The sequence below is a fragment of the Methylococcus mesophilus genome (genome assembly GCF_026247885.1).
GTDB classification, from domain to species: Bacteria; Pseudomonadota; Gammaproteobacteria; order Methylococcales; family Methylococcaceae; genus Methylococcus; species Methylococcus mesophilus.
The window spans coordinates 2,459,327-2,483,482 of record NZ_CP110921.1 but is presented as its reverse complement, the minus strand read 5'-3'; the positions used below and the strand labels follow the sequence as shown (position 1 = coordinate 2,483,482).

The 24,156-nt window shown below is 64.8% G+C and carries 22 protein-coding genes; 10 read left to right on the top strand and 12 right to left on the bottom strand.

Going from position 1 to position 24,156, the window contains the following annotated elements; genetic code table 11:
• Positions 1-7: 7 nt before the first annotated feature.
• The 7 genes from OOT43_RS11705 (at position 8) to OOT43_RS11675 (ending at position 7,567) form a co-directional block, all read left to right on the top strand.
• On the top strand, positions 8-1,486 hold the full coding sequence (locus OOT43_RS11705; RefSeq protein ID WP_266020763.1) for a hypothetical protein: 1,479 nt from the start codon (positions 8-10) through the stop codon (positions 1,484-1,486).
• The gene (locus tag OOT43_RS11700; RefSeq protein WP_266020762.1) at positions 1,455-2,666 is read left to right on the top strand and encodes a glycosyltransferase; all 1,212 of its coding nucleotides are present in this window, start codon (positions 1,455-1,457) and stop codon (positions 2,664-2,666) included. Before OOT43_RS11705 ends, OOT43_RS11700 begins: the two co-directional genes overlap by 32 nt.
• Complete coding sequence (locus OOT43_RS11695; RefSeq protein WP_266020761.1) at positions 2,663-4,216, top strand: lipopolysaccharide biosynthesis protein; 1,554 nt, start codon at positions 2,663-2,665, stop codon at positions 4,214-4,216. Before OOT43_RS11700 ends, OOT43_RS11695 begins: the two co-directional genes overlap by 4 nt.
• Before the next feature lie 26 nt (positions 4,217-4,242).
• The gene (locus tag OOT43_RS11690) at positions 4,243-5,325 is read left to right on the top strand and encodes a glycosyltransferase family 4 protein (protein ID WP_266020760.1); all 1,083 of its coding nucleotides are present in this window, start codon (positions 4,243-4,245) and stop codon (positions 5,323-5,325) included.
• A gap of 131 nt (positions 5,326-5,456) precedes the next feature.
• Positions 5,457-6,563, top strand: coding sequence for a hypothetical protein (locus OOT43_RS11685; RefSeq protein WP_266020759.1), 1,107 nt, complete (start codon positions 5,457-5,459; stop codon positions 6,561-6,563).
• Positions 6,564-6,605: 42 nt separating this feature from the next.
• Complete coding sequence (locus OOT43_RS11680) at positions 6,606-7,076, top strand: UDP-N-acetylglucosamine--LPS N-acetylglucosamine transferase (RefSeq protein ID WP_266020758.1); 471 nt, start codon at positions 6,606-6,608, stop codon at positions 7,074-7,076.
• Complete coding sequence (locus OOT43_RS11675) at positions 7,073-7,567, top strand: glycosyltransferase (RefSeq protein WP_266020757.1); 495 nt, start codon at positions 7,073-7,075, stop codon at positions 7,565-7,567. Before OOT43_RS11680 ends, OOT43_RS11675 begins: the two co-directional genes overlap by 4 nt.
• 6 nt (positions 7,568-7,573) lie before the next feature.
• On the opposite strand, the gene OOT43_RS11670 is transcribed toward OOT43_RS11675, so the two are convergent.
• A complete protein-coding gene (locus OOT43_RS11670; protein WP_266020756.1) occupies positions 7,574-11,593 on the bottom strand; it encodes a hypothetical protein in 4,020 nt (1,339 codons plus the stop codon).
• A 70-nt stretch (positions 11,594-11,663) separates the two neighbouring features.
• Entirely contained in the window at positions 11,664-13,028 is a 1,365-nt protein-coding gene (mpl, locus tag OOT43_RS11665) for a UDP-N-acetylmuramate:L-alanyl-gamma-D-glutamyl-meso-diaminopimelate ligase (RefSeq protein WP_266020755.1), read from the bottom strand.
• A 276-nt stretch (positions 13,029-13,304) separates the two neighbouring features.
• On the opposite strand from mpl, the gene OOT43_RS11660 reads away from it, so the two are divergent.
• Positions 13,305-14,141, top strand: coding sequence for a symmetrical bis(5'-nucleosyl)-tetraphosphatase (locus OOT43_RS11660; protein WP_266020754.1), 837 nt, complete (start codon positions 13,305-13,307; stop codon positions 14,139-14,141).
• 133 nt (positions 14,142-14,274) lie between these two features.
• Here OOT43_RS11660 and OOT43_RS11655 read toward each other — a convergent pair whose 3' ends face one another.
• The 8 genes from OOT43_RS11655 to OOT43_RS11620 all read right to left on the bottom strand — a co-directional run bounded on the left by OOT43_RS11655 (position 14,275) and on the right by OOT43_RS11620 (position 21,055).
• Positions 14,275-14,448, bottom strand: coding sequence for a hypothetical protein (locus OOT43_RS11655; RefSeq protein WP_266020753.1), 174 nt, complete (start codon positions 14,446-14,448; stop codon positions 14,275-14,277).
• Between the two features lie 123 nt (positions 14,449-14,571).
• Complete coding sequence (locus tag OOT43_RS11650; RefSeq protein WP_266020752.1) at positions 14,572-15,408, bottom strand: hydrogenase expression/formation protein; 837 nt, start codon at positions 15,406-15,408, stop codon at positions 14,572-14,574.
• A 46-nt stretch (positions 15,409-15,454) separates the two neighbouring features.
• Positions 15,455-16,051, bottom strand: a complete 597-nt coding sequence (locus tag OOT43_RS11645; RefSeq protein ID WP_266020751.1) for a HyaD/HybD family hydrogenase maturation endopeptidase — start codon at positions 16,049-16,051, stop codon at positions 15,455-15,457.
• 4 nt (positions 16,052-16,055) lie between these two features.
• Positions 16,056-16,742: a Ni/Fe-hydrogenase, b-type cytochrome subunit gene (gene cybH / locus OOT43_RS11640; RefSeq protein ID WP_266020750.1), complete on the bottom strand. Its 687-nt coding sequence runs from the start codon at positions 16,740-16,742 to the stop codon at positions 16,056-16,058.
• 11 nt (positions 16,743-16,753) lie between these two features.
• Positions 16,754-17,332 (bottom strand): HupE/UreJ family protein, encoded by a 579-nt coding sequence (locus tag OOT43_RS11635; protein WP_266020749.1) that lies wholly within the window; start codon positions 17,330-17,332, stop codon positions 16,754-16,756.
• Positions 17,333-17,370: 38 nt separating this feature from the next.
• Entirely contained in the window at positions 17,371-19,164 is a 1,794-nt protein-coding gene (locus tag OOT43_RS11630) for a nickel-dependent hydrogenase large subunit (protein ID WP_266020748.1), read from the bottom strand.
• Between the two features lie 15 nt (positions 19,165-19,179).
• A complete protein-coding gene (locus tag OOT43_RS11625) occupies positions 19,180-20,268 on the bottom strand; it encodes a hydrogenase small subunit (RefSeq protein ID WP_266020747.1) in 1,089 nt (362 codons plus the stop codon).
• A 187-nt stretch (positions 20,269-20,455) separates the two neighbouring features.
• Entirely contained in the window at positions 20,456-21,055 is a 600-nt protein-coding gene (locus OOT43_RS11620; RefSeq protein WP_266020746.1) for a DUF502 domain-containing protein, read from the bottom strand.
• A gap of 228 nt (positions 21,056-21,283) precedes the next feature.
• Here OOT43_RS11620 and OOT43_RS11615 point away from each other — a divergent pair, with 228 nt between their 5' ends.
• Together OOT43_RS11615 and OOT43_RS11610 are read left to right on the top strand one after the other, a co-directional pair.
• Positions 21,284-21,931 (top strand): ABC transporter ATP-binding protein, encoded by a 648-nt coding sequence (locus tag OOT43_RS11615; RefSeq protein WP_266020745.1) that lies wholly within the window; start codon positions 21,284-21,286, stop codon positions 21,929-21,931.
• The gene (locus OOT43_RS11610) at positions 21,931-22,722 is read left to right on the top strand and encodes an ABC transporter permease (RefSeq protein ID WP_266020744.1); all 792 of its coding nucleotides are present in this window, start codon (positions 21,931-21,933) and stop codon (positions 22,720-22,722) included. The genes OOT43_RS11615 and OOT43_RS11610 overlap by 1 nt, the downstream gene beginning before the upstream one ends.
• Here the strand turns inward: OOT43_RS11610 and OOT43_RS11605 are convergent, their stop codons facing one another.
• Both OOT43_RS11605 and OOT43_RS11600 read right to left on the bottom strand, forming a co-directional pair.
• On the bottom strand, positions 22,723-23,244 hold the full coding sequence (locus OOT43_RS11605; RefSeq protein ID WP_266020743.1) for an ABC-type transport auxiliary lipoprotein family protein: 522 nt from the start codon (positions 23,242-23,244) through the stop codon (positions 22,723-22,725).
• On the bottom strand, positions 23,241-24,155 hold the full coding sequence (locus tag OOT43_RS11600) for an MlaD family protein (protein WP_266020742.1): 915 nt from the start codon (positions 24,153-24,155) through the stop codon (positions 23,241-23,243). The genes OOT43_RS11605 and OOT43_RS11600 overlap by 4 nt, the downstream gene beginning before the upstream one ends.
• Position 24,156: the final 1 nt, after the last annotated feature.

Here is a 24,156-nt window from a genome sequence, read left to right as displayed (position 1 = left end):
TGGCCTCGTGACGGCCATTGCCGTCGTTGCGGGCTGGCTTGCCTCCATCAGCCAACCCATCGTTCTCGCCGTTTTCGTTGGCGCTTTCCTGAGCGTTTTTCTGCTGTCCCGGGTCGATCTCGCGGTATGGCTGCTGCTGGCCGGTACCCTGGTCGTCAATGGAGCGGTGCTCCTGATGTTTCCCCGCATGACCAAGATTTCCTGGGCGTTGTCCATGCTGGGCTTTTTCCTGCTGGCGGCCGGGCTGTTTCCACTTTTTCTGGGGCGCTGGCGGGAGCGGGTCCGGCTGCCCGGCTTCCTCGCGCTGTTCCTGGCTCTGGTTGCGTTATCGGCAGGCATGTCGCTGCTGGGCAAGGGGCCCGCGCTGGAAATCCTGGCGGGCGTCAAGCGCTCCTACCAGATGTTGGGACTCGCCGTGGTGCTGGCCGCGGCTCCCGTGACGGCGGTGTGGCGGCGCCATTTCCACGGCTGGGGCGGCTTTCTTCTGTTAGCCGCAGTCCTGCAGTTGCCGGTCGCGCTTTACGAAAGAATCGTCCTGGTGCCGCTGCGCGTGGGCATGGGCGGCGGCGTCGTCCCCATCGATATCGTCGCGGGGACTTTCGAGCCGAATTTCGAAGGCGGGGGAGAAAACGGAACCATGGTAATTTTCCTGGTTGCGTGCCTTGCCTATGTGTTGACAGCGTGGCGAGAGCGGGTGCTGTCAACCTTATGGGCAGCGGTGTTCGCGGTCGAACTGGGCGTGCCGCTGTTCCTGGGGGAAACCAAGATCGCCCTGGTGCTCCTTCCCGTGATGTTCCTCCTGGTGTTTTCGCGGGAAATCCGCCGTAGTCCGCTGGTTGCCGCGGCGGCTTTGAGCGCCGGAGCGCTTTTGACGGCCGTGTTGGCTTGGCTGTATTTTTCGGTGTTTACCATCCAGGGTAAGTCCCCGGAGCAGATGGTGCAGAACACCATCGACTACAACTTCGGTTCGGCGGGCTACTATGGCAACAAGGCCAGCCTCAACCGCACCACTGTCCTGACCTTCTGGGTCCATGAGCACGGGCTGCATAACCCGGCGGAAACTCTTTTCGGCCATGGAATGGGCGCCTCTTACGCGGGCGCGGGTACGCTGGTGGAAGGGCACCTCAACCGGAAATATCCGGGGATGGCCATCAACCTGAATACGGCGTCCACTCTGCTTTGGGACTCGGGCGCCGTCGGTGCCGCCGTGTTTCTGGGCGTGCTCGCTACCGCCTGGCGCGCCTCGGGCAGGCTGCTTTCACGGTGCGACGACGGCGCCGAACGCGGCCGGCTGGTTGCGTTGAGGGTTTGCCTCGCCGCCAATGTGTTTTCGCTGTGGTATTCGAACAGCCTCATGAACAGCCCGAGCCACGAACTGCTGTTCGCATTCACCTTGGGTTATCTCGCTTGGTTGGTCCGGGCGAATCCGCTCCCCGAGAATTCCTCGCAACGCCATGAACATCAGACTGCTCTATCTCACGCGTGAGCCGTTTCCCACTTTCCGGGTCGACGTAGCGACGCTGTTCGGCCGTTACCTGCCCAGGTTCGGTGTGTACTCGGACATCGTTGCCGTGCATGAGGGCGACGGCAGCGAGTGCGCCTGGGAGGCGGGCAGGGCGTTCACCCGGATCGCCCGCGGCAGATGGGGGCGGATCCGGGCGCGGCTGATGCTTGCACTGGACCTGTTCCGGCTGGCGCGTGCCGATTATGCCGCGGTTCAAGTCCGGGACAGGATTTTCGGGGCGCTGTTCGGCCTTTGGGCGGCGCGGCTGCGGGGAAAGCCGTTTTATTACTGGATGTCCTTCCCTTTCCCCGAGTACTGGCTGGAGCGAGGCTCGCCCGATCCGGCCGGGCCGGTCGGAGCCGGCCGGCGTCTGCTGTTTCGGCTACGCGGGCGTCTTTCCGCGTGGCTGCTGTATGGCCATGTCCTGCCGGCGGCGGACCACATTTTCGTGCAGAGTGATGCCATGCGGGCGCTGCTGGCGAGCCACGGCCTGCCGGCCGTGCGCATGACGCCGGTGCCGATGGGGGCGACGATTCCCGACCGGCTCGACGACATTCCCCCGGCGGACGATCCGCGCCTCACGGGGCGCCGTGTCGTTATCTACCTGGGCGCATTGGAACGGGCGCGCCGCTCCGAAGTGATGATCGAGGCCATGGCCGCAGTGCGCGATGAGTTCCCCACAGCCTTGCTGGTTTGCGTGGGGGATGCCGAGGAGGAGATCGAAAGGCGCTGGTTCGACGGTTTGGTGGGACAACTCGGCTTGCAGGACCACGTCCTGTTCACGGGCTGGCTGCCGGGAGAGGAGGCGCGCCGTTATTTGCGGAACGCCGAGATCGGACTGTCGCCTTGCGCGCGCACGCCGTCACTGGAAGTGGCGTCTCCGACCAAGGTCATCGAATATATGGCCTGGGGCGTTCCGGTGGTCGCCAACGACCTTCCCGACCAGGCCTACCTGATAGGCGAAACCGGCGGAGGGCTTTGCGTGCCGCTGACCCCGGCAGGTTTCGCCGACGGCATACTGCAATTGCTGCGGGATCCTGTGGCCGCGCGGCGCATGGGGGAAGCTGGTCGGCGCGAAATTCCGGGCCTCAGAAGCTACGAGGTCATCGCGAGAAGCCTCGCCGAAAAATACCGGCAGCTGGCCGGAGGCGTGGCTCAGTGAGCGGTTCCGGCAATCCTTACGGTGGCGCCGCGCTCCGGCGCAGCGCGCTCGCTTACCTGGCGGGGCGGGTCGCTTCCGCACTGCTGACCTTTTTGGCGTTCGCGCTGGCTGCCCGGGTTCTGCCACTGGAAGCCTACGGGACCTACATGGCCGCGCTGGCTGCCATGGAAACGGGGCTTGCGCTCTCGACGCCGGGACTGGATTGGGTAACGGCCAGGATCCTTCCTGAGTACCGAATGCATGCCGCGGGGAGGGCGATCGTCTCCATCATCTGCCGGCTCGCCGGGATGCAAATGGCCTTCTATTCCTGTGCGGGTGTGGTGCTGTATTTCAATGCGGAACAGGTAGCGTCCCTGTTGCGTATGGAGGCGGCGGCGCCAGTGTTGTCCCTCGCCGGCGCGGTCCTGGCCGTGGAGGGATTCGGACGCCTCTATCGCGAGCAGATGCTCGGCACCTTGATGCGCCAGGGTGCCGCCCAATCGGCCCAGGTGGTTCGCTCGGGGACGCTGGCCTTTCTGCTGGCGTCCGATTGGTTCGCAGGGCGTGAGATCACCGCCCTGGACGCCGTGCGCTATGAACTGATGGCGGCCTGCGGGAGTACGGGATTGGGCGCTGTGCTCCTGCTGCGCGAGATGTGGTCCCTGCGTTACCGGATGGCGCCTTCGGGGGACTGGAAGCCGCCGCGCCGGAAGCAGCTTTTCAAGCTGGCGGTCAATACCTACGTCAGCTATCTCCTCGCCTTCGCCTACGGCTCACAGATGCTGATACTCATCGTGGCCCGCATCCTTGGGGCCGACGCCGCCGCGGTTTTCGGTTTCAGCACCAATTTTTCCGACCAGGTGCGCCGCTACCTGCCGACCGATCTCCTGCGCAGCGTCATTCAACCCACCTTGATCGCCTTTTTCAGCCGGCGCCGGGACTTCGGCGGCTTCATGCTGCGGGTCGGAATCTGGTTCAAATCTTCCATGATCCTGCTCATGCCGGTCGTCGTCTATTTCATCGTTTTTGGCGGGATGGGAGCCGCGCTCCTGGGTGGAGAGCGTTTTCAGGAGGCGGGTTCCGTCATTGCACTGATGCTCGTCGGCACCGCTCTGACGATTCTGCGCCGGGTGGTCGAGCTGTCCTGCAACGTGGTGTTGGCCACCGACCTGTACGTCCGGTGGGGCTTCTGGCTGCTCGCGGTGCCGGTCGTGGCGGTTTTCCTTTTGACTTCTGGCGGGAGCCTGAGTGAACTGATAACGCTCGTCATATGTTCGGAAGCATTTTTCAGCTTCGGCATCATCCTGGCTTTGCGGCGGCGGGGATATCCTTTCAGGCTCGGTTGGGGAGGATTGTTCCGTCTGGCCGCCTGGTATGGCGCGGGGGCTTGCGTATTGGTCTGGTCAGGCCTGCAGGCCCGCTTCGATATGGCGACGAGCGTTGCGGCCTGTCTGCTCCTCGGCGCGGTGGGAACGCTCGTGGCTAAACCTTTGAGCGCCGCCGAAGGGGCGCTCGTATCGGACTGGAGTCCGCGCGGTGCCAGGCTGTTGTCGCGTATACCTGCCGCATGACCGATCATTCCGGGGAAAGAGAAGCCATGCGCAGAGTCTTGATGATCGGTCCGGGGACGAATGGCGGCATTGCGGCGGTGGTCGACGCATGTCTCGAACCGGCTTTCGTTTCCCGGTGGAAAATCGAGCTCCTGTGCTCGTATGAAGGGCCTACCCTTCCGACCCAGCTTCGTGTCATGGCGGTGGCCGGGATACAGTTGCTGTGCCGGCTCTTGGCGCGCCGTCTGGCCGTCGTGCATGCCCATAGCGCTTCGCGGGGCAGTTTCTGGCGGAAGTCCATGCTTTGTGCGCTGGCGGACCTGTTCGGCGTCCCCTATGTCTTCCATGTCCACAGCGGCGAATTCGGCGTGTTCTACAGCAGCGAGTGCCGTCCCGCGGCGAAATGGTGGGTACGGAGAACCCTGCGGCGTGCCGCCTGCGTGATCGCCCTTACCGAAGCCTGGTCCAAGGTGCTGCTGGCCATCGAGCCGCAGGCGAGCGTTCGGGTCATAGGCAATCCGGTGCGTGTTCCCGACGCCCTGCCGGCGGAGCGCGGCTCGGGGCGGCCGCAGGTACTGTTCCTGGGGCGCCTGCGGGAGAAGAAAGGCGTCTTCGATCTGGTCCGGGCCATTCCCCTTGTGCTGAAACGCGTCCCCGACGCCGTGTTCACGCTTGCCGGTGACGGCGAAATGGAGGCCGTCAGGCGGCTTGCCCTGGAGTTGGGGGTTTCCGATGCCGTAAGACTGCCGGGTTGGATTGGGGAGGCCGAGAAGGACGCCGAACTGTCGGCGGCCCGGGTGCTGGCCCTTCCCTCCTACTTCGAAGGGCTGCCCGTCTGCATTCTGGAAGCGATGGCGGCCGGCGTTCCGGTCGTGGCCACGCCGGTCGGGGGCATACCCGAACTCCTCGGCGAGGGAGAATGCGGTCTGCTGGTGCCGCCGGGCGACGTGCAAGCACTGGCCGAGTCGCTGGTCCTCGCCCTGGAGGATACCGGGCTGCGCCGCCGGCTGCGTGAAAGTGCATTTCACCGCGCGGTGAACTACCATGCAATACAAGGCGTTTTGCGTCAGCTCGATGCCGTTTACCGGAGTGTCACCGCTGCTGGACGGGTGGATGCGGCAAGCAGCTAGGGAGGCTGGAATTTTTGGCGGGGTAGTGCGTTCTAAGACGATAATACAGCCGTTTGTTCGCCGATCGGGCCGGCGGGTCGCCGTGGATCAATCCATGGCGAAAATCTTAAGGACCTGGTGGAGGGGATATCATGGGCAGGAAATTCAATTCTTTGTTTTCGGGTAGCACAGCGTCGCCGCAGCGCCGCATTTTCCGGCGCATTGCCGGTGTGCTCGCATTCATCGTGCTGGCGTCGTCGTTGCAAGCCGCCACGGCGGCGAAAGTCAAATCGTCGAGGTACAGGGCTACGCCGACTCCGAAACCCACGGCGACGCCAAAACCTACCGCAACGCCGACACCTACGCCGACCCCGGTTTCGTCGCCGACTCCGACACCCACACCTGCGCCGGATGCCACCATCACCGGCTCGGTCTTCGTAGCCAAGGAGCCGTACGACATCATTGTCGGGAATCAAGTTCAGCATGTTAGTTTGAGTGGGAAGTCATTCACTTTCGACTTCGGAGGCTCGGTTCCTTTCGTCAATCCGAGCATAGGTATCGCCGACTTCGATACGATCAACTATTGGGATTCCGCGGCAGGCAAGGCCAAGGTCATCAATGGCTGGAATATCACCGATGCCGGTATACCGGGGCGGGTATTCAAGACCAACGGCTACACGGCCATTGGCTACAAGGCAGGGGATGGCGCGGTGGAAGGGACGCTCAGGACACAGCTCAACAGCTATTACGTTCCCTCCCGGCGACGGTTCGTTTGGGATTTGTGCGTTCGATTCGGTGGGGCGGATTTAACAAAGCCCTGGACATTCATGCCCCGCGACAGCCATCCCGGGCTGATTTGGCAGATCAAACCGGATGGCTCTCCTCCCCCGATCGGGATGGTGGTCGACACCGATCCGACCAACAGCCAGCGATTGGCGATACATATCGACGGAAGCATAGGTCCGGAGCTCAAGCACGAGCGGCTCGGAATGATCACGGGATTGCTGCCCCAGCAGGACATCAATATAGTCATCGACGCCTATCTCGATGACCGTCCCATTGCGAGCGGCGGGCAAGGTTATTTCAAGGCGTGGATCAATGGCACTCTGGTCGCCAATGCGGTTGGTGCCACGCTGGTTCCAAACGCCTCGTCTCCACACTATTGGGCTACGGCGATGTACCTTTACAACGATACCACGCCACTGCAGTTCGATTATTTCGGATATTGGAAGCGGGCGCGGATGATCGTGCCGAACTGATCTTTCCTTTTCATGGATTATCGAAGGAGCAACAGCCAATCGATGGATAACCGAAGCAGGCGGCCGCGTATCCTTGCGGTTGCTTCCGGCGGCGGGCACTGGATGCAGCTGATGCGGCTCCGGGATGCCCTCCTCGGCGGCGACATGGCGTTCGTAGCGACCCATTTTTCGGATTATCGGAAAAGTATCCCGCCGGGCGCGCGGTTTTATCTGGTAACGGATGCCAACAAGAAGGATTGGCTGCGGGGGACGCTGCTGATCTGCGAATTGTTCTGGATCATTCTCCGCGAGCGGCCCGACGTCGTGATCTCGACCGGTGCCGCGCCAGGCTATTTCGCTTTGCGTTTCGGCAGGCTGCTGGGTGCGCGTACCGTCTGGGTCGACAGTATCGCCAACGTGGGCAGAATGTCGCTGTCCGGTCGCCTCGTGCGCCGCTATGCGGATTTGTGGCTGACCCAATGGGAACACCTCGCGCGCCCCGAAGGGCCGCATTACATCGGAGCGGTCCTTTGATTTTTCTGACGGTGGGTTCCCAGGTACCGTTCGATCGGCTGTCCCGCTCCGTCGACGCTTGGGCCGCAAGGAATCCTCAGACGGAAGTCTTCGGGCAGATTGGCCGTACCGCCTGGCGGCCGGCAGCGATGCAATGGGCCGAGGTGCTGAGTGCGGACGAGTACCTGGAGCTCTTGAAGCGGGCGAGAGTGATTGTCGCGCATGCCGGCATGGGAACCGTCATCAGTGCGGCCGAGCACGGCAAGCCCCTGATCGTCATGCCGCGGCGCGCCGATCTGGGGGAGCATCGCAACGATCATCAGGAATTTACGGCGAAGTGGCTGATGACTCGTTCCGGCATCAGCGTCGTTCACGGGGAGGACGAACTTCAGCATTTGTTGGACAAGGCCGGTACGCTCGCGCCTCCGGACGGCCTGGGTTCGGAATCCTGCGAGAGGATGGTCACGGTTCTACGCGAGTTCATTTTCGAGGGCGTAAAGCCTTTTCAATAGCCTCACTCAAACCTGCCATGGGTCATTCGAGCCTGTAGCATCAGCGGTACGCGGTGGTTCGGCGGCGGCGGTTTCTCTTTTGGGGCTCTGCCGCCAGAGTCCTCCGGTGGCAAAGCATCCCCACCCCCAGCGCAGCCAGTCGAGCAGCGCGTAGGCCAGCCACAGGGCCCAGGCCAGCATGAGCAGCCGGTAGGCAAACAGCGGAACCGAGATGACCCAAGGCTGGGGCAGCAGAGGGCCGCTCCGGTCCGTATACCAGTTGAGCCGATACGCGTTGGAGTCATAGCCCGTGATTCCCATGTCGGGCAGGCCGAGCAGCCCTTGATGCACGGCTGACAGCAGGATACTCAGCGCCAGGACGGTGAGGATGGCAAGGCCCGTCTGGACAAGGTTGAAGTGCTCCGGCTTGAGCGGCATGTTCGCGCTTCGGCGCCAGTTCAGCGCCACGATCCAGCCGGCGACGACGAGGCTCGCCAAAAGGGGGACCTGGCTCAGGCCGACCAGCAACAGCAGCCAGTGGTGGATCTTGACCGGCAACCGGTTCAGCCGCGTCCCCAGTGCGAACGCGGCGATAACTATCACCCCCAGTGTGCCCCAGAACAGCACGGACGGTCCCCATGGCGGACCGCCGACCAGAAGGATCCAGCGGTCCTGGCCGAGTTCGATGCCGGTTCGGCTGTTCGTACTGGCGCTGCCCAGGTCGACCGCCGGCGCCGCGGTGTGCAGCCCGATTCCGGCCGGTGTGCGCCACGCCAGCCGGACGGTCTGTTCCCCTGGATGCAGTGGTACGGCGACGGCACGCCCATTCTGGCGGATGGGTTGGGCGGTGCCGTCGATTTCGGCCGACCGTAGCTCGGCGCCCTCAGGCAGGGTGACGCTGTGTTGGCCGCCTTTCGCGCTGCGGATGCTCAGTGCCAGTTCGGAGTCGGTTGCGCGGCTGCCTGGCCGGGTCTCAAGCGTGCTGCTTTCGATCGTCAGCGCGTTGCCCGGAAGGGGCGGCGGGCGGCTGATCTGCAGGGTCACCGTCTCCCCCGGCCAGGGGCGCCATTCGGGCAGCCAGTTGCCGCCGGCATCCTGGTGATGGACCACGGGGATGCCGCTCGTTTCGATGTGCCAGACCGGGCTGGTGTCGAGGCGCCAGATTTCGGTCCAGTCGTCGGTCTGCGGCGCGCGCAGTTCCAGGCTGCCGGTTCTGTCGAGGGTCGATTCCCAGCTTGCATCAAGGACGCTGGGCGGCAGATGAATCCGCACGCTTCCATTTTCGGTCGCGATTCCCGGCGAGATGACCGCCTCGCCGGGCAGCAGTGGAATGGTCAGCGCCACCGGCGCGTCGGAGGGCGATAGCCGTGCCACTCGAGTAGCGACGCGCCAGTCCAGTCCCAGCCGCAGGGTGCGTTCGACCGTCAGGAATACGGGCAAGGGGGCGTTGTCGATGCGTGGTCCCGGGGAGGCTCCGCTGCCTTTGCGGACGAGCTGGATCTGGGGTTCGGGCCTGCCGTTCGGGTCGACTCCGATGATCTCCCATCCCTCGCTGTCGACGTCTATCCGGTATGGGCGCAAGGGCAGAGGAAGGTCTATGCTGGGAACGTTCGGCAAGGGGCCCGACAGCTCGACGCGATGGACGCCGGGGTCCAGCATCAGCCAGCGGGTGCCTTCTGGGTCGGCATAGGGGCCGGTGGCCGGGGCGCCGTCGACCCGGATGCTGGACGGTATCCACTGCGCGGACCGTACCGGCAACGGAATGGCGACGCGGTCTTCCGCATGCGCCTCGAGAGTCATAGCCAGTTCGCCGGGGCCGAGCTTGAGCTTCATCCGCTGGAGCTGGGCGCATTCGGTTCCGCATTCCGGTGCCGCGAGGATGCGCACCCGGAGTTCGTCGAGCAGTGCCGGCGGCGGGAATTCAGCGGCGCGGCTGTCCGGCGCGGCGAACAGGGCCAGCGGCAACAGGATCAGCCCGGAAACGCCGGGTTTCGTTCGCCAGCCCAGGAGCAGCAGAACGGTCACGGCAAGCAGCGCCACCCTCAAGACATTCAGGCCGCGGTTGGCCCAGGGCGGGATCAGTAGCAGCCGGAGCTTTTGCTCCGCCAACACCGGTCCGTTCCAGTTCAGCGCGATCCGGTTCCAGTCCCATTGCGGCAGGCCGGGGCCGGTCTGGGTGAGGGCGTCAGGATCGATGGTTCGGGCCAAGTCGGCGGGTGGCGGGGTGCGGGCTTCCGCAAGCGAGCCCGACTTCTGCTGCAGCGCCATCGCCGGGGCGGCCGGTGCGCCGGCCTCCGGCTCCGCCGCCCGGTCGCCGTAGTCGAAGGAGAGGGCATGCGGCTCGAGTTGCGGATAAAGGCTCAGCCGAAGCTGTTGCACCGCGAACGGCAAGCTTGCGATCGCCAGGGCGGCCAGGACGATCACCCGGACGACGCGCAGCGCCGAGGCGAAGCTGCCGGAAGGAATGACCCGGCTCAGGGCGGTAACCCCGAGCAGCCAAAGCCACACGCTTTGGGGTGCATCCAGTTCGTGCCAGGTGAGAGCAAGGGTGAGAAGTGTGACGGTTCCGGCAGGCCACCCCCACAGCCGCGCGGCCGCGAGGGCGGTGATGAGGACCAGGAACAGGTCGAGCAACGACCAGCGGCCGACCCAGGAGTCCGGGGCATGGTCGGCACCCGGTGCGGCGAAGAGGCGCCACCCCGGCGGCAGGTGGAGTTCGGCGGCCGCGCTCACGAAGTCGGCGTTCCATCCCGTTGCGGGCAGGGAGGATATACCGGCTTCCCAGCGGCTTTCCGCCTGCAGGTTGAGCTCGCCTCTTCGGATTTCCACGCCACCGGGGCCTGCGTCGAGACGGGTGATGGTCTGGGGTTGGCCGTCCACCGTTACCCGTCCCGGCACCATGGTGGGCGCCGCATCCAAGCGCCAGCTGCGGCTGACCCGGCCGGAAATGTCATCCAGGATGGTGAGGCCCTGTCCCGAAAAATCCAGCCAAAGCGTCCGGCGGATATGTAGCGCATCGGGTTCCGGCTCCGGGTCGCCCCGCCGGACCTGATCTAACCGCAACGCGGTGCCGGGGACCATGGCGTAGGTCGGCAGCGTCCGGTATTCCTCCGGGAGCTGCGTCAGCCGCGGATCGACCGGGGGCGCGCCGGAAACTTCGACGACGCGAATCGAGCGGTCGGCGGCGAACGACCACAGTTCTTCCCCTGGCCACGGCGCAGCGAAAACGGGGAGGGCAATCTCTCGCAAGTCCCGTGTGGCCCGGCTGGTGAGGCTGACGCTCCAGTGGCCGGGGCGCAGTTGCAACCGGAGGCGTCCGTCCGGGTCGATGCGGGCGGGGAGCGGGCTGTCCAGGGAGAGTGGCACGAAATTGGGCAGCATGGAACCTTCCAGCAGGACCTCGCGCGCTTCACCCGAGACGTCGAGTTCGAGCCGGGTCGAGATTTCCATCGGAACGGCGTCTCGCAGCAGGCGGACGACCTCGAGCCTGAACGGCGAGGTTTCCGGTGCGGAGCCTTCAGGGGGCTTGCGCAGCCACAGTTGACCCTGTTCGTCGACGGACGGAAACGCTGTCGCGCGACCGCCAACGCTGAGCCGGACCAGACCGGTTTCGCCGGGAAGGCGCAGGGTTTCGGGCAGGGCGGTCCAGGCGAAGCGCCCGGCTATGGTGTGAGTGCCGGGCGGCAGCCGGACACCGGGAACCGCGTTGCGTGCCGAGACGGTCGCCGGTTTGCCGTCCATCTCGACCGCCAGCGGCCAGGACTGAGGATCGCCGGGGAGGGGCACCCAGATGTCGGTGAAGCTTCGCCAGCGGCTGCGGAAGCTGCCGCCGCTTTCGTGGAGTTCCAGGTCCAGTTCCCCGGGCCAAGCGCAGCGGCGTTCTCCGGGCTGCTCCAGGAAATGCGGGCAGGCATCTGTCTCGTGGCCGTGAAGCGCCCAGGGTATCCAGGGTTTGAGGGCTTCCGGGACGTTTGGCGGGTTCAGCGGGCCGGTCCAGGCGGGGACGGCGCAGGCCAGCAGGACCCAGAATGCGATGTGTCGAACCATTGGAGCGCTCCTCGCCGATGTTGCCCCCGACTTTAGGCGTAGCAGAGGCGTCGGGCAAGAGCGCCGTGCGTCAGCCTTCCCGCAGTGCGGCCTCGGTCTTCTCGTGGATGCCGCCGAAACTTCCGTTGCTCATGAAGACCACGTGATCGCCCGCCCGGCATTCCTGCCGCAGGCGCTCGACGATCGCGCCGATGCTGTCGCAGGTGACGATGCGGTCCGAAGCGGAGGTGACTTTCGCCAAGTCCCATCCGAGGTCGGGGGCGTGGTAAAGGATGGCGAGGTCGGCGGGCGCGAGGGACGCGGCGAGCGTGTCGGCGTGTACGCCCATGCGCATGGTGTTGGAGCGCGGTTCGACGACCGCGATGACGCGTGCGCCATCGACCCGCGCGCGCAGACCTTCGAGCGTCGTCGCGATCGCCGTGGGGTGGTGGGCGAAGTCGTCGTAGAGGGTGATGCCGCGGACCTCGGCGCGCACCTCCAGGCGGCGTTTGACGCTCTGGAACCGGCTCAGGGCCGAGATCGCTGCGGCCGGCTCGATGCCGGCATGATGGGCTGCGGCAATGGCGGACAGGGCGTTGAGCATGTTGTGCCGGCCGGAGAGCTGCCAATGGATCGTGCCCAGCCGTTTCTCACGGAACACCACGTCGAACCGGCTGCCGTCTTCGGCCAGCGGGTACGCCTGCCAGTCGGCGGCGGTGTCCGGCCCCAGGGCGGTTTTCTCGACCGGCGTCCAGCACCCCATCCTGAGCACGTCGGCCAGGTTTTCGTCCCGTTCCGGAACCACCAGCAGACCGTTGCCGGGCACGCTGCGCACCAAGTGGTGAAACTGCCGCTGGATCGCGGCGAGGTCGGGGAAGATGTCCGCGTGGTCGTATTCCAGGTTGTTCAGGATCGTGGTGCGCGGGCGGTAATGGACGAACTTGGAACGCTTGTCGAAGAATGCAGTGTCGTATTCGTCCGCCTCCACCACGACGAACCGGCCGTCGCCGACGCGGGCGGAAATGCCGAAATTGAGCGGAACCCCGCCGATCAGGAAGCCCGGCTTGTGGCCGTCGTGTTCCAGTATCCAGGCCAGCATGCTGGAGGTCGTGGTCTTGCCGTGGGTTCCCGCCACCGCCAGCACCCAGCGTCCCTTGAGGACGTAGTTGTAAAGCCACTGCGCGCCGGAGGTGTACGCCAGCCCCATGTTCAGCACTGCCTCGACCTCCGGATTCCCGCGCGAGAGTGCGTTGCCGATGATGACGAGGTCGGGGACGGGATGGAGGTTGTCCGGGCTGTAGCCGTTGCGGAGGTCGATGCCCTGCTGCTCCAGCAGCGTGCTCATCGGCGGGTAGACGTTCTGGTCCGATCCCGTAACGGTATGGCCGAGCTGGCGGGCCATGATGGCGAGGCCGCCCATGAAGGTGCCGCAGATACCCAGGATGTGAATACGCACTTATCGATGCCTCGGTTGGTTGATCGGATGGGTGGGGACGGAATCGCCTGGGGGCGGACGCCGCGGATCCGGCGATCCGTATCGGGAAGTGACCGATTATATCGCCGTATCTTCGACCGGGTGATATGGGCGCAACACCCATGGCGCCAATGGACCGCGGACGTACTAGAATAACCGGCCCCGATTACCGGGTATTCTCGTGGAGAGTTCCTCTGATGACGTCGCATAGCGGTAAGGCTAGTGTCGCTTTGATCGGTCGGCGAGGCTCCGGCTGACATGGCCGTCTATGCCATCGGCGACGTACAAGGCTGCTATGCGGAGCTGCGGCGCCTTCTGGAGCTGATCCGCTTCGATCCGGGCGCGGACCGCCTGCTGTTTACGGGCGATCTGGTCAATCGCGGGCCCCAGTCGCTGGAAACCCTGCGCTTTATCCGCTCGCTGGGATCCGCGGCAGCCACGGTGCTCGGAAACCATGACCTGCACCTCTTGGCGGTGGCCTGTGGGGTCTCCCGGGTCAAGCACAGGGACACTTTCGGCGACGTGCTGGAAGCCGGCGACCGGGACGAGTTGCTGGACTGGTTGCGCGCGCGCCCGCTGGTGCACCTGGAAGGTGACTATTGCCTGGTCCATGCCGGTCTTCCTCCCGCCTGGAATGCGCAGACGGCTTTGGCCAGGGCTGGCGAGGTCGAGGCGGTTCTCGCCGGCGGGGACATCGCCGGGTTTTGCCGGCAGATGTACGGCGACAATCCCTGCCTCTGGTCCGACGATCTGGCTGGATGGGACCGGCTCCGTTTCATCACCAATGCATTCACCCGCATGCGCTATTGCGATCGGGCCGGACGGCTGGATTTCAAGCAGAAGGGAAAGCCGGGGCAGCAACCCGCTTCCCTGGTTCCGTGGTTCGACGTCCCGGATAGGACGCCGCCTGGTGTCACGATCCTGTTCGGGCACTGGTCCACACTCGGCTATTTCGCCGGCAAGGACTGTTACTGTCTGGATACGGGCTGCCTGTGGGGCGGGGAACTTACTGCGTTGAGGCTGGGCGAGACGTTACAGCGATATGCCGTGCCTTCACTGCATGGGGCTTACCACAAACCCGCCCTGACGAAATAGCCTTGTTTGGGCCGGGGGCTGGTTTGGTCGAACGGTAGGTGACATCCCTGTCGATTGCGGCTTGTGCTTGTCGCAAGGTGCTCCACGTAAGGCGCGTGTTCCGACGCGGAGACTGCGCGTCAGAATATTGGAATCAAGGCGCGTGCTTGTAGGCGGAGTTAGCGGAGTCTTCCGCGATGGCATTGGCAGCGGTGACGTACTTGCCGTGTTCGCTGGTCTTAACCATAGCGAGCGTCACGACGACTGCGATGACCAAGCCCGCGATGTAAAACCAGAAATAATCTTTCTCTTCTTTGACGTCGTTCATGGTTACTCCTCGTATTGTTTTAATGACGCTGTATTAAGCCAGCGTTGACAATATATAGAGACTCCATGGGTTGTTCTTTGACGCTGGTCAAGGTTTCGGCGGGTCTAATCCGCCGTGCAAGTCTCATTTCAACTGCGTCAAGGCCTCCGAGATCCGCTCGCGGGAGTCCTCGAGGTCTTCTGGCGCGGCCTGGACGACGGCCGGCAGGCGGGTGATCTCCAGGGTATTGAGGATCAGCTGGCCGGGGGAGTTGAAATACTGCACCCACCACACGTTCGGCAGGCGGGTCAGGCTCACGCGGCAATCGCCGTAGCCCCGCGACAGGATGGAGAGGCCGGCCAGCCCCAAGGTCTCGATCAGGAAATTCGAGTCCTCCGGCGTCAGCGGCAGCAGCGACAGGTTGATGACATGGGGACGGTCGGCCGGGCAGTTTGCCGAATGGTCGAAGAGTTCGGTCAGCAGCGCAGGCGCGTTCATCAGACCTTCCGGAAAGACTTGAGGACGCCGCGGCGGCCCATCGGCCGTCAGGCGTTCCGCCCACTCGTAAACCGCCTCCGGCACTGGCCCGGTTTCCAGATCGTCCCGTCGCAGTTCACCGTCGACGCGATGCTGAACGCGCCAAACCCCGGCGAATACCGATTCCCGGATCGTCACCCGGTCCCGCGGCGTCGCGATCCGTATCAGTACCTCGCCTTCGCCGAGTACTTCGTCGACGAAGCGCCTGCCTGCCGGGTCGCAATGGGCGAGATCGACGATGCCCGGAGCGCCCCCGAGGCGTTCGATCACCGCCTGCAGCACGGCGCGGCCGCCGCCGACCTCAGCCGGGCTCAACCCATGCATAGCCGGCGGCGCGAAGGTCGCCATGGCTTCCGGCATGGGAGGGTAGGCGCATTCGGGGTCGTCGTGCGGGCGGATGAGCGGCGCGGTTTGGGTTGCGATGAACGCGGAGTCGTCTTGCATGGGGAGTCTTCGAGGTATCGGAGCCCCGGACGGGGCGGGTCGCCGGCTAGCCCGGCAGAAAGCGGGCGTCGCCGACTCGGCAGGCTTCTTCCGCCGAGGGCCGGTGGCGCTCGTAGCGCGCCATGTCCAGGGCATCGGCAGCGTCGTCCTGTTCGGTCTTTGGCTGGGCTGGCAGGCCGAGTTCTAAGCAGGCGGCGAGTATCCGGTTGATCGCGGGTTGCAGTTGCGCCTTGACCTCCGGTGTCAGGCTGCCGCCGTAGTCCTTCATGTCGACGGGCTGTACGCCCACCAGATAGAGTTGCTCCGGGCCTTGTCCCATCAGTTTGCACAAGGCCAGCACCTCCTGGAAGCTGACCTGGTGCAGGCTGGTCTTGCCGGAATGCAGGTAGGCGGGCACGTCCTCGTCCCTGGCTTCGACCAGCGAGGCCGGAGCCAGGCCGAAATCGACCGCGTCGGCGATTATGAGCACGTCGCTTTCCTGGACGTAAGGGATGAGCGCCAGCCCTTGGGTGCCGCCGTCCATCACGGTGACGTTCTCAGGGAAGACGTAGTCCCGCTGCAGCGTCTGGGCGACGCGCACGCCGAAGCCTTCGTCCGCCCACAGCAGGTTGCCGATGCCTAAGATCAGGACGCGGGAAGGCATACGCTCAGGGACGGTCGTCCTTCCACACCCGCCAGCCGTCGACCATGGTGGTGGTGACGGACTGGCGCGACAAATGCTGCTCGCGCACCGCCACGTAGACATGGATGAGGGTGAAGATCACCAGGTACCACATGCCCAGGTGATGCAGGCTGTGGACCTGCTGGCTGCCGCCCAGGGCGGGCAGCACCCAGCCGAAGGCACTGGCCGCCCAGCTTCCTGCGCCCAGCCCTTCGCCATACAGGGCGAAGCCGGTCGCGATCATGAAGAGGCTCCCGAGCACGTAGAACAGGAACATGGCCAGCCCTGCGAGCGGGTTGTGACCCGCGTGCTTGCGGGGCTCACCGACCAGGAACAGATACCAGCGGACCTCGTGCACCAGCCCTTCCCACCAGGCGGAATCATGGACGCGCGGCGTGAACAGTTCACGGGCGTACCGGTTGCCCACCAGCGCCCAATAGGCGCGGCCGATCAGGCCGACGGCCAGCACATAGCCGGCGGAGAAGTGAACGAAGCGGATGTAGCCCATGAGGTAGTGGTCGCTGGCCTCGCCGGAAGTCACCACCGGCGGCCAGGCGATCAGGAAGCCCGTGACCACCAGCACGACGATGGCGAGGGCGTTGACCCAGTGCCACAGCCGTACCGGTTTCTCGTAGACGTAGACCGGTTCGCTAAAGCTATCGATGCTCGCCATGGCCGCGGCCCTCACAATGCCTGCGTCAGCAGCGCCAGGCCCATGGCGCCCATCGCCGCGCCGCAGCCGCGATACCAGACCGGTTTCGCCAGCAGCCACCCGCCCAGGATGACGCCGGCCAGGTGCAGCAGGCCGGTGGCGGCGACGAAGCCGGCGGCATAAGTCCACAGTTCGGCGTCCGCACTGATCTCGGCTCCGTGCGCATGGCCGTGGAACAGCGCGAACAGGCTGACCAGGCTCACCGCGGTGAACTGCGATAGGCGGACCTTGCCCGCCACCAGCAGTCCGAGCAGCACGACCGAGGCGGCGATGCCGGTCTCGGTGTAAGCCAGCGGAATGCCGGCGGCGCCCAGCCATCCGCCCAGCCCCATGACGGCCATGAAGGCCAGGGGCAGCAGCCACACCCGCCGCGGCGCGACGGCTACCGCCCACAGCCCCACGGCGATCATGGCCAACAGGTGGTCGGTGCCTAAGAAGGGATGGGTGAAGCCGGACACGAAGCCATCGACGGGATGCATGCCGGTATGTGCGAGCGCGACGGGGCTCAGCGCCAATAGACTTGCCGTTCCGAACCAACGAACAGGATGCATGGTTGTCTCCTTGAATTTGTTCCGGTTTTCGAACGCGCTCAGCGCACCTTGACCCGCGTGACTTCCCGCCCGTCCTTGTCCATGACATGGGTCGAGCAGGCCAGGCAGGGATCGAAGCTGTGCAGGGTGCGCAGGATTTCCAGCGGCTGGTCCGGATTCTCCACCTTGGTGTTCATCAGGGAGGCCTCGAATGCGCCGATGTTGCCCTTGGGGTCGCGCGGCGAGCCGTTCCAGGTGGTGGGGACGATGCACTGGTAGTTGTCGATCTTGCCGTCCTTGATCTTGATCCAGTGCCCCAGCGCGCCGCGCGGTGCCTCCGTCGTGCCCGCGCCCATGGCTTCCTTGGGCCAGGTGGCCGGTTCCCACCGAGTCGTGTTGGCGGTCGCCAGATCGCCTGCCTTGATGTTGCTGACCAGCTTGTCCTGGAAGTGCCGCATCAGATGCGCGCAATACTGGGCTTCCAGGCCGCGGGCGGCGGTGCGCCCCAGCGTGGAGAACAGCGCGGTCAGCGGCAGGCCGAGATCGGTGAGCAGCTTGTCCACGGGCTCCTTGATTTCCGGGATGCCCTTGGCATAGCCGACGATGTAGCGGGCCAGCGGGCCGACCTCCATGGCGTGGCCGCGCCAGCGCGGCGCCTTGATCCAGGAGTACTTGGCGCTCTCATCGAGATTCTCGATGTTGGTCCGGGTGCCCTTGGTGTTGCGTCCGAGCGCGAAATTCGGCTGGGTGACGCCGTCGAACGGATGCAAGCCGCGGTCCTCGTCGTCGTACTTGTACCAGGAATGGGTGACGAACTCCTGGATCTGCTCCGGGTCCTTCAGATCGACCTCGTGAACTTCCTTCAGGTTGCCGTTGATGATGGCGCCGTGCGGCAGCAGCAGGTTGTTCACGGAACGGTCGTTGGCCTTTTCCGGAATGTCGCCGTAGGACAGCACGTTGGTGGCCGACAGGCCGCCGCCGTACAGCCAGTCCTTGTAGAAGCTCGCGATCGCCTGCAGGTCGGGCAGGTAGACCTGCTCGATGAACTCGATGGTCTGGTCGATGATGGAGGACACCAGGTTGAGCCGCTCCATGTTGACCGCGCCCACCGCGCCCACGCCGTCGACGTTGATGGCGCAGGGCACGCCGCCGACCAGCCAGTTCGGATGCGGGTTCTTGCCGCCGTAGACCGTGTGGATTTTGACGATTTCCTTCTGGAAATCCAGTGCCTCGAGATAGTGCGCCACCGCCATCAGGTTGGCTTCCGGCGGCAAACGGTAGGCCGGGTTGCCCCAGTAGCCGTTCCCGAACGGGCCGAGCTGGCCGCTCTCGACGAACTTCTTCAGCCGGCTGGCGATGTCGTGGAAATAGCCCGGTGACGACTTGGCCCAGGGTGAAATGCTCTGCGCCAGCTCGGAGGTTGCCTTCGGATCGGCCTTGAGCGCGCTGACCACATCGACCCAGTCCAGCGCGTGCAGATGGTAGAAATGCACGAGATGGTCGTGGGCCTGCAGGGTGAGCTGCATGATGTTGCGGATGGAGTTGGCGTTCTCCGGGATGCTGATCCCGAGCGCGTCCTCCACCGCCCGCACCGAGGTCAGGGCGTGGGTGCCGGTGCAGACGCCGCAGATCCTTTCGGTGAAGGCCCAGGCGTCGCGGGGGTCGCGGCCCTTCAGGATGACTTCCAGCCCGCGCCACATGGTGCCGCTGGAGACAGCGTTGCTGATGATGCTGTGTTCGTCCACATTCACTTCGCAGCGCATGTGGCCCTCGATGCGGGTGACCGGATCGACCACGATCCGCTTGCCGCTGTCGTTGAGGGTGAAACCGTTGGGTGTTTGAGTGACGGTCATGGTGTTCCCCGATCCCTATTCTTGCGTTTCTTTCTCGTGGTCTTTCTTCTTGGCGATCGAGACGGCGGCATGCGCCGCGATGCCTGCGCTAACGGCGCCGGCGGCCACCAGCCCGACCTTGTCGGCATTGGCCTCCACGCCGAACACGTTGAGTTCGGTGACGCGGTCGTAGAACGAACCCTTGTCCCAGAAATTCTCCTCGGAGCAGCCGATGCAGCCGTGGCCGGACTGGATCGGGAAGGAGACGCCGTTGTTCCAGCGCACTGTCGAGCAGGCGTTGTAGGTGGTCGGCCCTTTGCAGCCGACTTTGTACAAACAGTAGCCCTTGCGCGCGGCCTCGTCGTCCCAGTGTTCGACGAACTGACCGGCGTCGAAGTGGGGGCGGCGGTAGCATTTGTCGTGGATGCGCTGGCCGTAGAACATCTTCGGCCGGCCTTGGGCATCGAGTTCGGGAATCTTGTCGAAGGCCAGCATGTAAGTCACGACGCCGGTCATGACCTCGGCGATGGGCGGACAGCCGGGCACCTTGATGATGGGCTTGTCGGTGATGACCTTATGGATCGGCGTGGCCTGGGTCGGATTGGGGCGGGCCGCCTGCACGCAGCCGTTGGAGGCGCAGGAACCCCAGGCGATGATGGCGGCGGCGTCCTTGGCGGCATAGCGCAGCCGCTCGACGAAGGGTTTGCCGCCGACGATGCAGAACATGCCGTCCTCGTTCAGCGGAGGGTTGCCCTCCACGGCCAGGATGTAACGGCCCTTGTACTTCTGCATGGTGTCTTCCAGCATGGCTTCCGCCTGGAAGCCGGCGGCCGCCATGAGGGTGTCGTCGTAGTCCAGCGAGAGCATGGACAACACCACGTCCTTGGCCAGCGGGTGGGCCGAACGGATGAAGGATTCGGAACAGCAGGTGCATTCCAGACCGTGCAGCCACAGCACCGGGGTGCGCGGCTTGGTTTCCATGGCGTGGGCAATCGTGCCGATGAATTCCGGCCCCAGTGCGAGGGCCGATGCGGTCAAGCCGCAGAATTTGAGAAAACTGCGCCGGGTCACCCCTTGGCGGCGCATCACATCGTAGAACGTTTCCGGGCGTGCGGTCGTAGCCATGCTTCCTCCTCGAAGCCGTTTCAGCCTTTGGATCCGACGCGCCAGCCCTGCTGCGGCTCACTCGCCGGTCTTATTGTTGTCGATGACGGTTAAACCTTACTAGAAACATGGGAAATGCTTTCTACGGGGTTTGTGGCGCGATGTCAATCGTCCCGGCGCGGAAAAAGATGACCGAGCGGGCCGGGATTTATTTGGGACTCGTCTTGAGTTCTGCCGCCTCGCCCGGCTTGGGCATGTCCACCCCCAGGCTGATCACGAAGCTGGAGGCTTCCTCGATCGTCATGCGGGAGTGCATGATCTTCGATTCGTGGAGGATCACGGTGAAGCCCGAAGTGGGATTGGGCGACGTCGGGACGTAGACCACACACTGGTCGCCGACCCGGTTGGTGACGAAGGCGGGAACCCAGAGTCCGTCCTTGGGGTATTCGATGTATACCACTTCCCGCAGTTTGGTCGATCCGTCGCCGCGGAAGATGTTCACCAGCTTCTGCGTCACCCGGTAGAGGGTGCCCAGTAGCGGGATGCGGACGAATAGATTTTCCACGAAATAGAGCAGATGGGCCTTGCCGTGCTTGAGCAGGTAGCCGAAATAGGTGAGGAACAGCACGGCCGCGGTGAACATCACGCCGGGGATGAGGAGGTTCTGGTATCCGCCGAAGAAATTCACCACGAAGTTTCTCAGCAGGTTTTCCACGTAGATCACGACCTGCAGGACGATGACAATGGGCAGGACGCCCAGCACCCCAATCAGAAAGTAATGCAGAATGCGCTGTGCCGACTGTTTCATGGACGGGTCTCCAGGGGACGGTGGCGACAGAGGATACCAGCCGTTCCCCGGTTATCGCGAGAAGTCCCGGGCGAAGCGCATCGGCGCTTGCGCGCCCTCGGTACGGCTGAACGCTATAATCCGGACCCTGCTCCGAAGGTCTGCGAGCAGGCGGCGGTAGCCGGCCGAAGAGGTCGAAAAACTGGGGTTATTGATGAGTCTCGAACGACGGCCGGGAATGGTGAGCCGATGACCGTGCTGGTCCGGTTCGACCGCGTGTCGGTGGCTGCGGGAGAGCGGATGATTCTCCACGAGCTGAGCTTCGAAATCCGCGAAGGCGAGAAGGCGGTGTTCCGGGGCAAATCGGGTTCGGGCAAGAGCACGGTGCTCAAGACGCTGCTAGGGTTGTACCCGGTGGTGGAGGGCGACGTCTATTTCGCAGGCAGGGCCCTCGACCGGGAGGTGGTCGGCGCGATTCGCGCCTGCGCCGCCTACATCGGCCAGGAGCCCGTGTTGGGCGCCGACACGGTGCGGGAGGCGCTGCTGCTGCCGTTCGGGTTCAAGGCCCATCGCGGCGAGGCGCCCACCGCCGGCAAGCTGGCGGAGACCCTGGTCCGGCTTGGCCTCGCCCCTTCCATCCTGGAGCAGGACTGCAGGCGGGTTTCCGGCGGCGAGAAGCAGCGCATCGCCGTGGCCCGCGCCCAGCTCCTCGGCAAGCGGCTCTATCTGCTGGACGAGGTGACTTCCGCGCTGGACCCGGAAAGCAAGCGGGCGGTGCTGGGTTTCTTCGCCGACTCCACCCTCACCGTGCTGTCGGTAGCGCACGATCCGGACTGGATCGCCCGGTGCGACACCGTGTTCGAACTGGAAGACGGCCGTTTGGCCGGAGCCGCGTGATGGACACGGTCGACCTATCCCAGACGAGAATGGTGCTGCTCTACGGCATCGCCGTGCTGCCATGGCTGCTGCTGCGGGCCGCCGGGCTGAGCCTCTCGCGCGACCTGTGGTTGAGCGTCGTCCGGATGAGCGTGCAACTGGCACTGGTCGGGCTCTATCTCAAATACCTCTTCGCGATCAATGCGCCTGCGCTCAATGTCTTGTGGATCGTGGTCATGCTGGTCGTGGCCGATGTCACCATCCTTCGCCGAGCCGGACTCCGGGTCAGGCACTTTTTCCCTTCGACGCTCGCGGCCATCGCGGCCGGAACGCTGTTTTCCGTGGCCTATCTGCTGCTCCTGGTGATCCGGCCGGAACCGCTCTACGACGCGCGCTACCTGGTGCCGCTGGCCGGCATGATCCTCGGCAACTGCCTGCAAGGCAACGTGATCGGTCTGGAGCGGTTCTATTCGTCGATTCGCAAAAACGAGAACGAATATCTCACCTACCTGCTGCTGGGAGCGACCCGCCGGGAAGCGGTGCGGCCGTATTTCCGCGAGGCGCTCAAGGCCTCCGTCAGTCCCACCCTGGCCAGCATGGCGACCCTTGGCCTGGTGTCGCTGCCCGGCATGATGACCGGCCAGATTCTGGGCGGCAGCGAGCCCTGGGTGGCGGTGAAATACCAGATCGCCATCATGCTCTGCATCTTCGCCAGCATGAGCCTGGCCGCCGTGCTCAACCTTGCGCTCAGCCTGCGCTTGGCCTTCGACGAGTTCGACGTGCTGCGGGGGGAGATTTTCCGGCGGCGTTGATCACCGTGCGGGCTGCCAGGCCCGCAGTACGGCGACCGCCCGGTCGACCAGTTGCGCGAAAGCCGTTACGGCCCCGGCGGCATCGGGGCTGGCCGTGGGCTGGTCGAGTTGGAACGTCTTGTCCGCGGTGGGCGTCTCGGCGCGGAAGCGGATAGTTACGTGGGAACTGCCTGGGCGGTCGAACACCTGCTCGAAGGCCTGGAGCTCGACGCGCAAACGGTAGCCGGTTCCGGCGCGGCCGGATTTCAATCGTTGCTCCAGCAGGGCGGGCGGCGGGGCGACCCAGCGGTCCAAGGCATAGGCGCGCAGTTCGGTGGGATTGGCGTAAAGCAGGCGGTACTGCAGGCGGTCGGTCTGCAGCCAGTCCGGGGCGTCGACTTCGACGGAAGACCAGGCTGCCGGCGCGGCGACGGCGCCAGCTCCGAAATCGTGCAACGCGGGCTGGGGCGGGCGCTCGGGCAGGACGCTGCAGGCGGCTGAGGTGAGGGAAAGTATCAGTATCCAGAGAATCCATCGCATCATTTCGGCTCCTCGAAACCCGGCTCGCCAGGACCGGGGCTACCCGGCTTCGGCCCCAGCAGCAGGGCCTGCGGGTCTTGTTCCAGCGTTTTCGACAGCCTGCGCAGACTGGCCGCCGTGCGGGCCGCGTCGTCGATCAGCGCGTTCAGTTCCGGCAGCCGGCTGCGGACCAGGGTGTCGCCCGCGGCCGCTCCGACATCCACGACCTTTTGTGCGCTTTCGCTCAGCGCCTTGATCTGGCGGGAGGTTTCGCGGACGTCGCGGGCCATGGCGGAATGGTCCGCCAGCGTCTGCCGCAGCCTTTCATCCAGGGCGGGAAACCGTCCCAGCGCTTCCTCCATGCGCCGTTCCAGGCGCACCAGCTCTTCCGCCGCCGTGTCCAGGCTGGTCAGGGTGTGCGCGATACGCTGGCGGTTGCCGTCGTCGAGAAACGCGTTCAGCCGGCTGGTGAGCTGCGCGACCTGGGTGAGGATGTCGGATCCCGATCCGGTCAGCTTGTCCAGGAGGGAGGGGCGCAGCAGGATGTTCGCCGGGTTCCTGGGATGGGTTCGCAGGGGTTCCGGATCGTTGCCCTCGTCGCTGAGGTCGATCTGGGCCAAGCCGGTGAGCGGCTGCACCCGCAGGGTGGCATAGGTGCCGCGGGTGATGGGAAGGCCCTTGTCGACTTCGATCCGGACCAGGATGGTGCGGGGATCGTCGGGCGCGAAGCTGATCGAGGTCACCTTGCCTGCCCGGACGCCCCGGAAAATGACCAGCGACTCCGGGTTGAGGCCTGAGACGGCGCCACGGGTGGAGACGATGTAGACGTCGCGCTCCGCGCCGTAATCGCCCAGGAACAGGGCGATGCCGATCAGGGCACCGCCGAGGATGACCACGAACAGGCCGGTCAGCAGGGCGTAGGTTTCCTTGACCATT

What these genes read in the sequence shown, in the direction of transcription:
- OOT43_RS11690 (WP_266020760.1), top strand. Translation starts at nt 4,243, where the DNA reads ATGCGCAGAGTCTTGATGATCGGTCCGGGGACGAATGGCGGCATTGCG.
- OOT43_RS11650 (WP_266020752.1), bottom strand. Translation starts at nt 15,408, where the DNA reads ATGCAAGACGACTCCGCGTTCATCGCAACCCAAACCGCGCCGCTCATC.
- OOT43_RS11635 (WP_266020749.1), bottom strand. Translation starts at nt 17,332, where the DNA reads ATGCATCCTGTTCGTTGGTTCGGAACGGCAAGTCTATTGGCGCTGAGC.
- OOT43_RS11620 (WP_266020746.1), bottom strand. Translation starts at nt 21,055, where the DNA reads ATGAAACAGTCGGCACAGCGCATTCTGCATTACTTTCTGATTGGGGTG.
- OOT43_RS11670 (WP_266020756.1), bottom strand. Translation starts at nt 11,593, where the DNA reads ATGGTTCGACACATCGCATTCTGGGTCCTGCTGGCCTGCGCCGTCCCC.
- OOT43_RS11610 (WP_266020744.1), top strand. Translation starts at nt 21,931, where the DNA reads ATGGACACGGTCGACCTATCCCAGACGAGAATGGTGCTGCTCTACGGC.
- OOT43_RS11615 (WP_266020745.1), top strand. Translation starts at nt 21,284, where the DNA reads ATGACCGTGCTGGTCCGGTTCGACCGCGTGTCGGTGGCTGCGGGAGAG.
- OOT43_RS11685 (WP_266020759.1), top strand. Translation starts at nt 5,457, where the DNA reads ATGGGCAGGAAATTCAATTCTTTGTTTTCGGGTAGCACAGCGTCGCCG.
- OOT43_RS11630 (WP_266020748.1), bottom strand. Translation starts at nt 19,164, where the DNA reads ATGACCGTCACTCAAACACCCAACGGTTTCACCCTCAACGACAGCGGC.
- OOT43_RS11625 (WP_266020747.1), bottom strand. Translation starts at nt 20,268, where the DNA reads ATGGCTACGACCGCACGCCCGGAAACGTTCTACGATGTGATGCGCCGC.
- OOT43_RS11660 (WP_266020754.1), top strand. Translation starts at nt 13,305, where the DNA reads ATGGCCGTCTATGCCATCGGCGACGTACAAGGCTGCTATGCGGAGCTG.
- OOT43_RS11700 (WP_266020762.1), top strand. Translation starts at nt 1,455, where the DNA reads ATGAACATCAGACTGCTCTATCTCACGCGTGAGCCGTTTCCCACTTTC.
- OOT43_RS11645 (WP_266020751.1), bottom strand. Translation starts at nt 16,051, where the DNA reads ATGCCTTCCCGCGTCCTGATCTTAGGCATCGGCAACCTGCTGTGGGCG.
- OOT43_RS11655 (WP_266020753.1), bottom strand. Translation starts at nt 14,448, where the DNA reads ATGAACGACGTCAAAGAAGAGAAAGATTATTTCTGGTTTTACATCGCG.
- OOT43_RS11680 (WP_266020758.1), top strand. Translation starts at nt 6,606, where the DNA reads ATGGATAACCGAAGCAGGCGGCCGCGTATCCTTGCGGTTGCTTCCGGC.
- OOT43_RS11605 (WP_266020743.1), bottom strand. Translation starts at nt 23,244, where the DNA reads ATGATGCGATGGATTCTCTGGATACTGATACTTTCCCTCACCTCAGCC.
- OOT43_RS11600 (WP_266020742.1), bottom strand. Translation starts at nt 24,155, where the DNA reads ATGGTCAAGGAAACCTACGCCCTGCTGACCGGCCTGTTCGTGGTCATC.
- cybH (WP_266020750.1), bottom strand. Translation starts at nt 16,742, where the DNA reads ATGGCGAGCATCGATAGCTTTAGCGAACCGGTCTACGTCTACGAGAAA.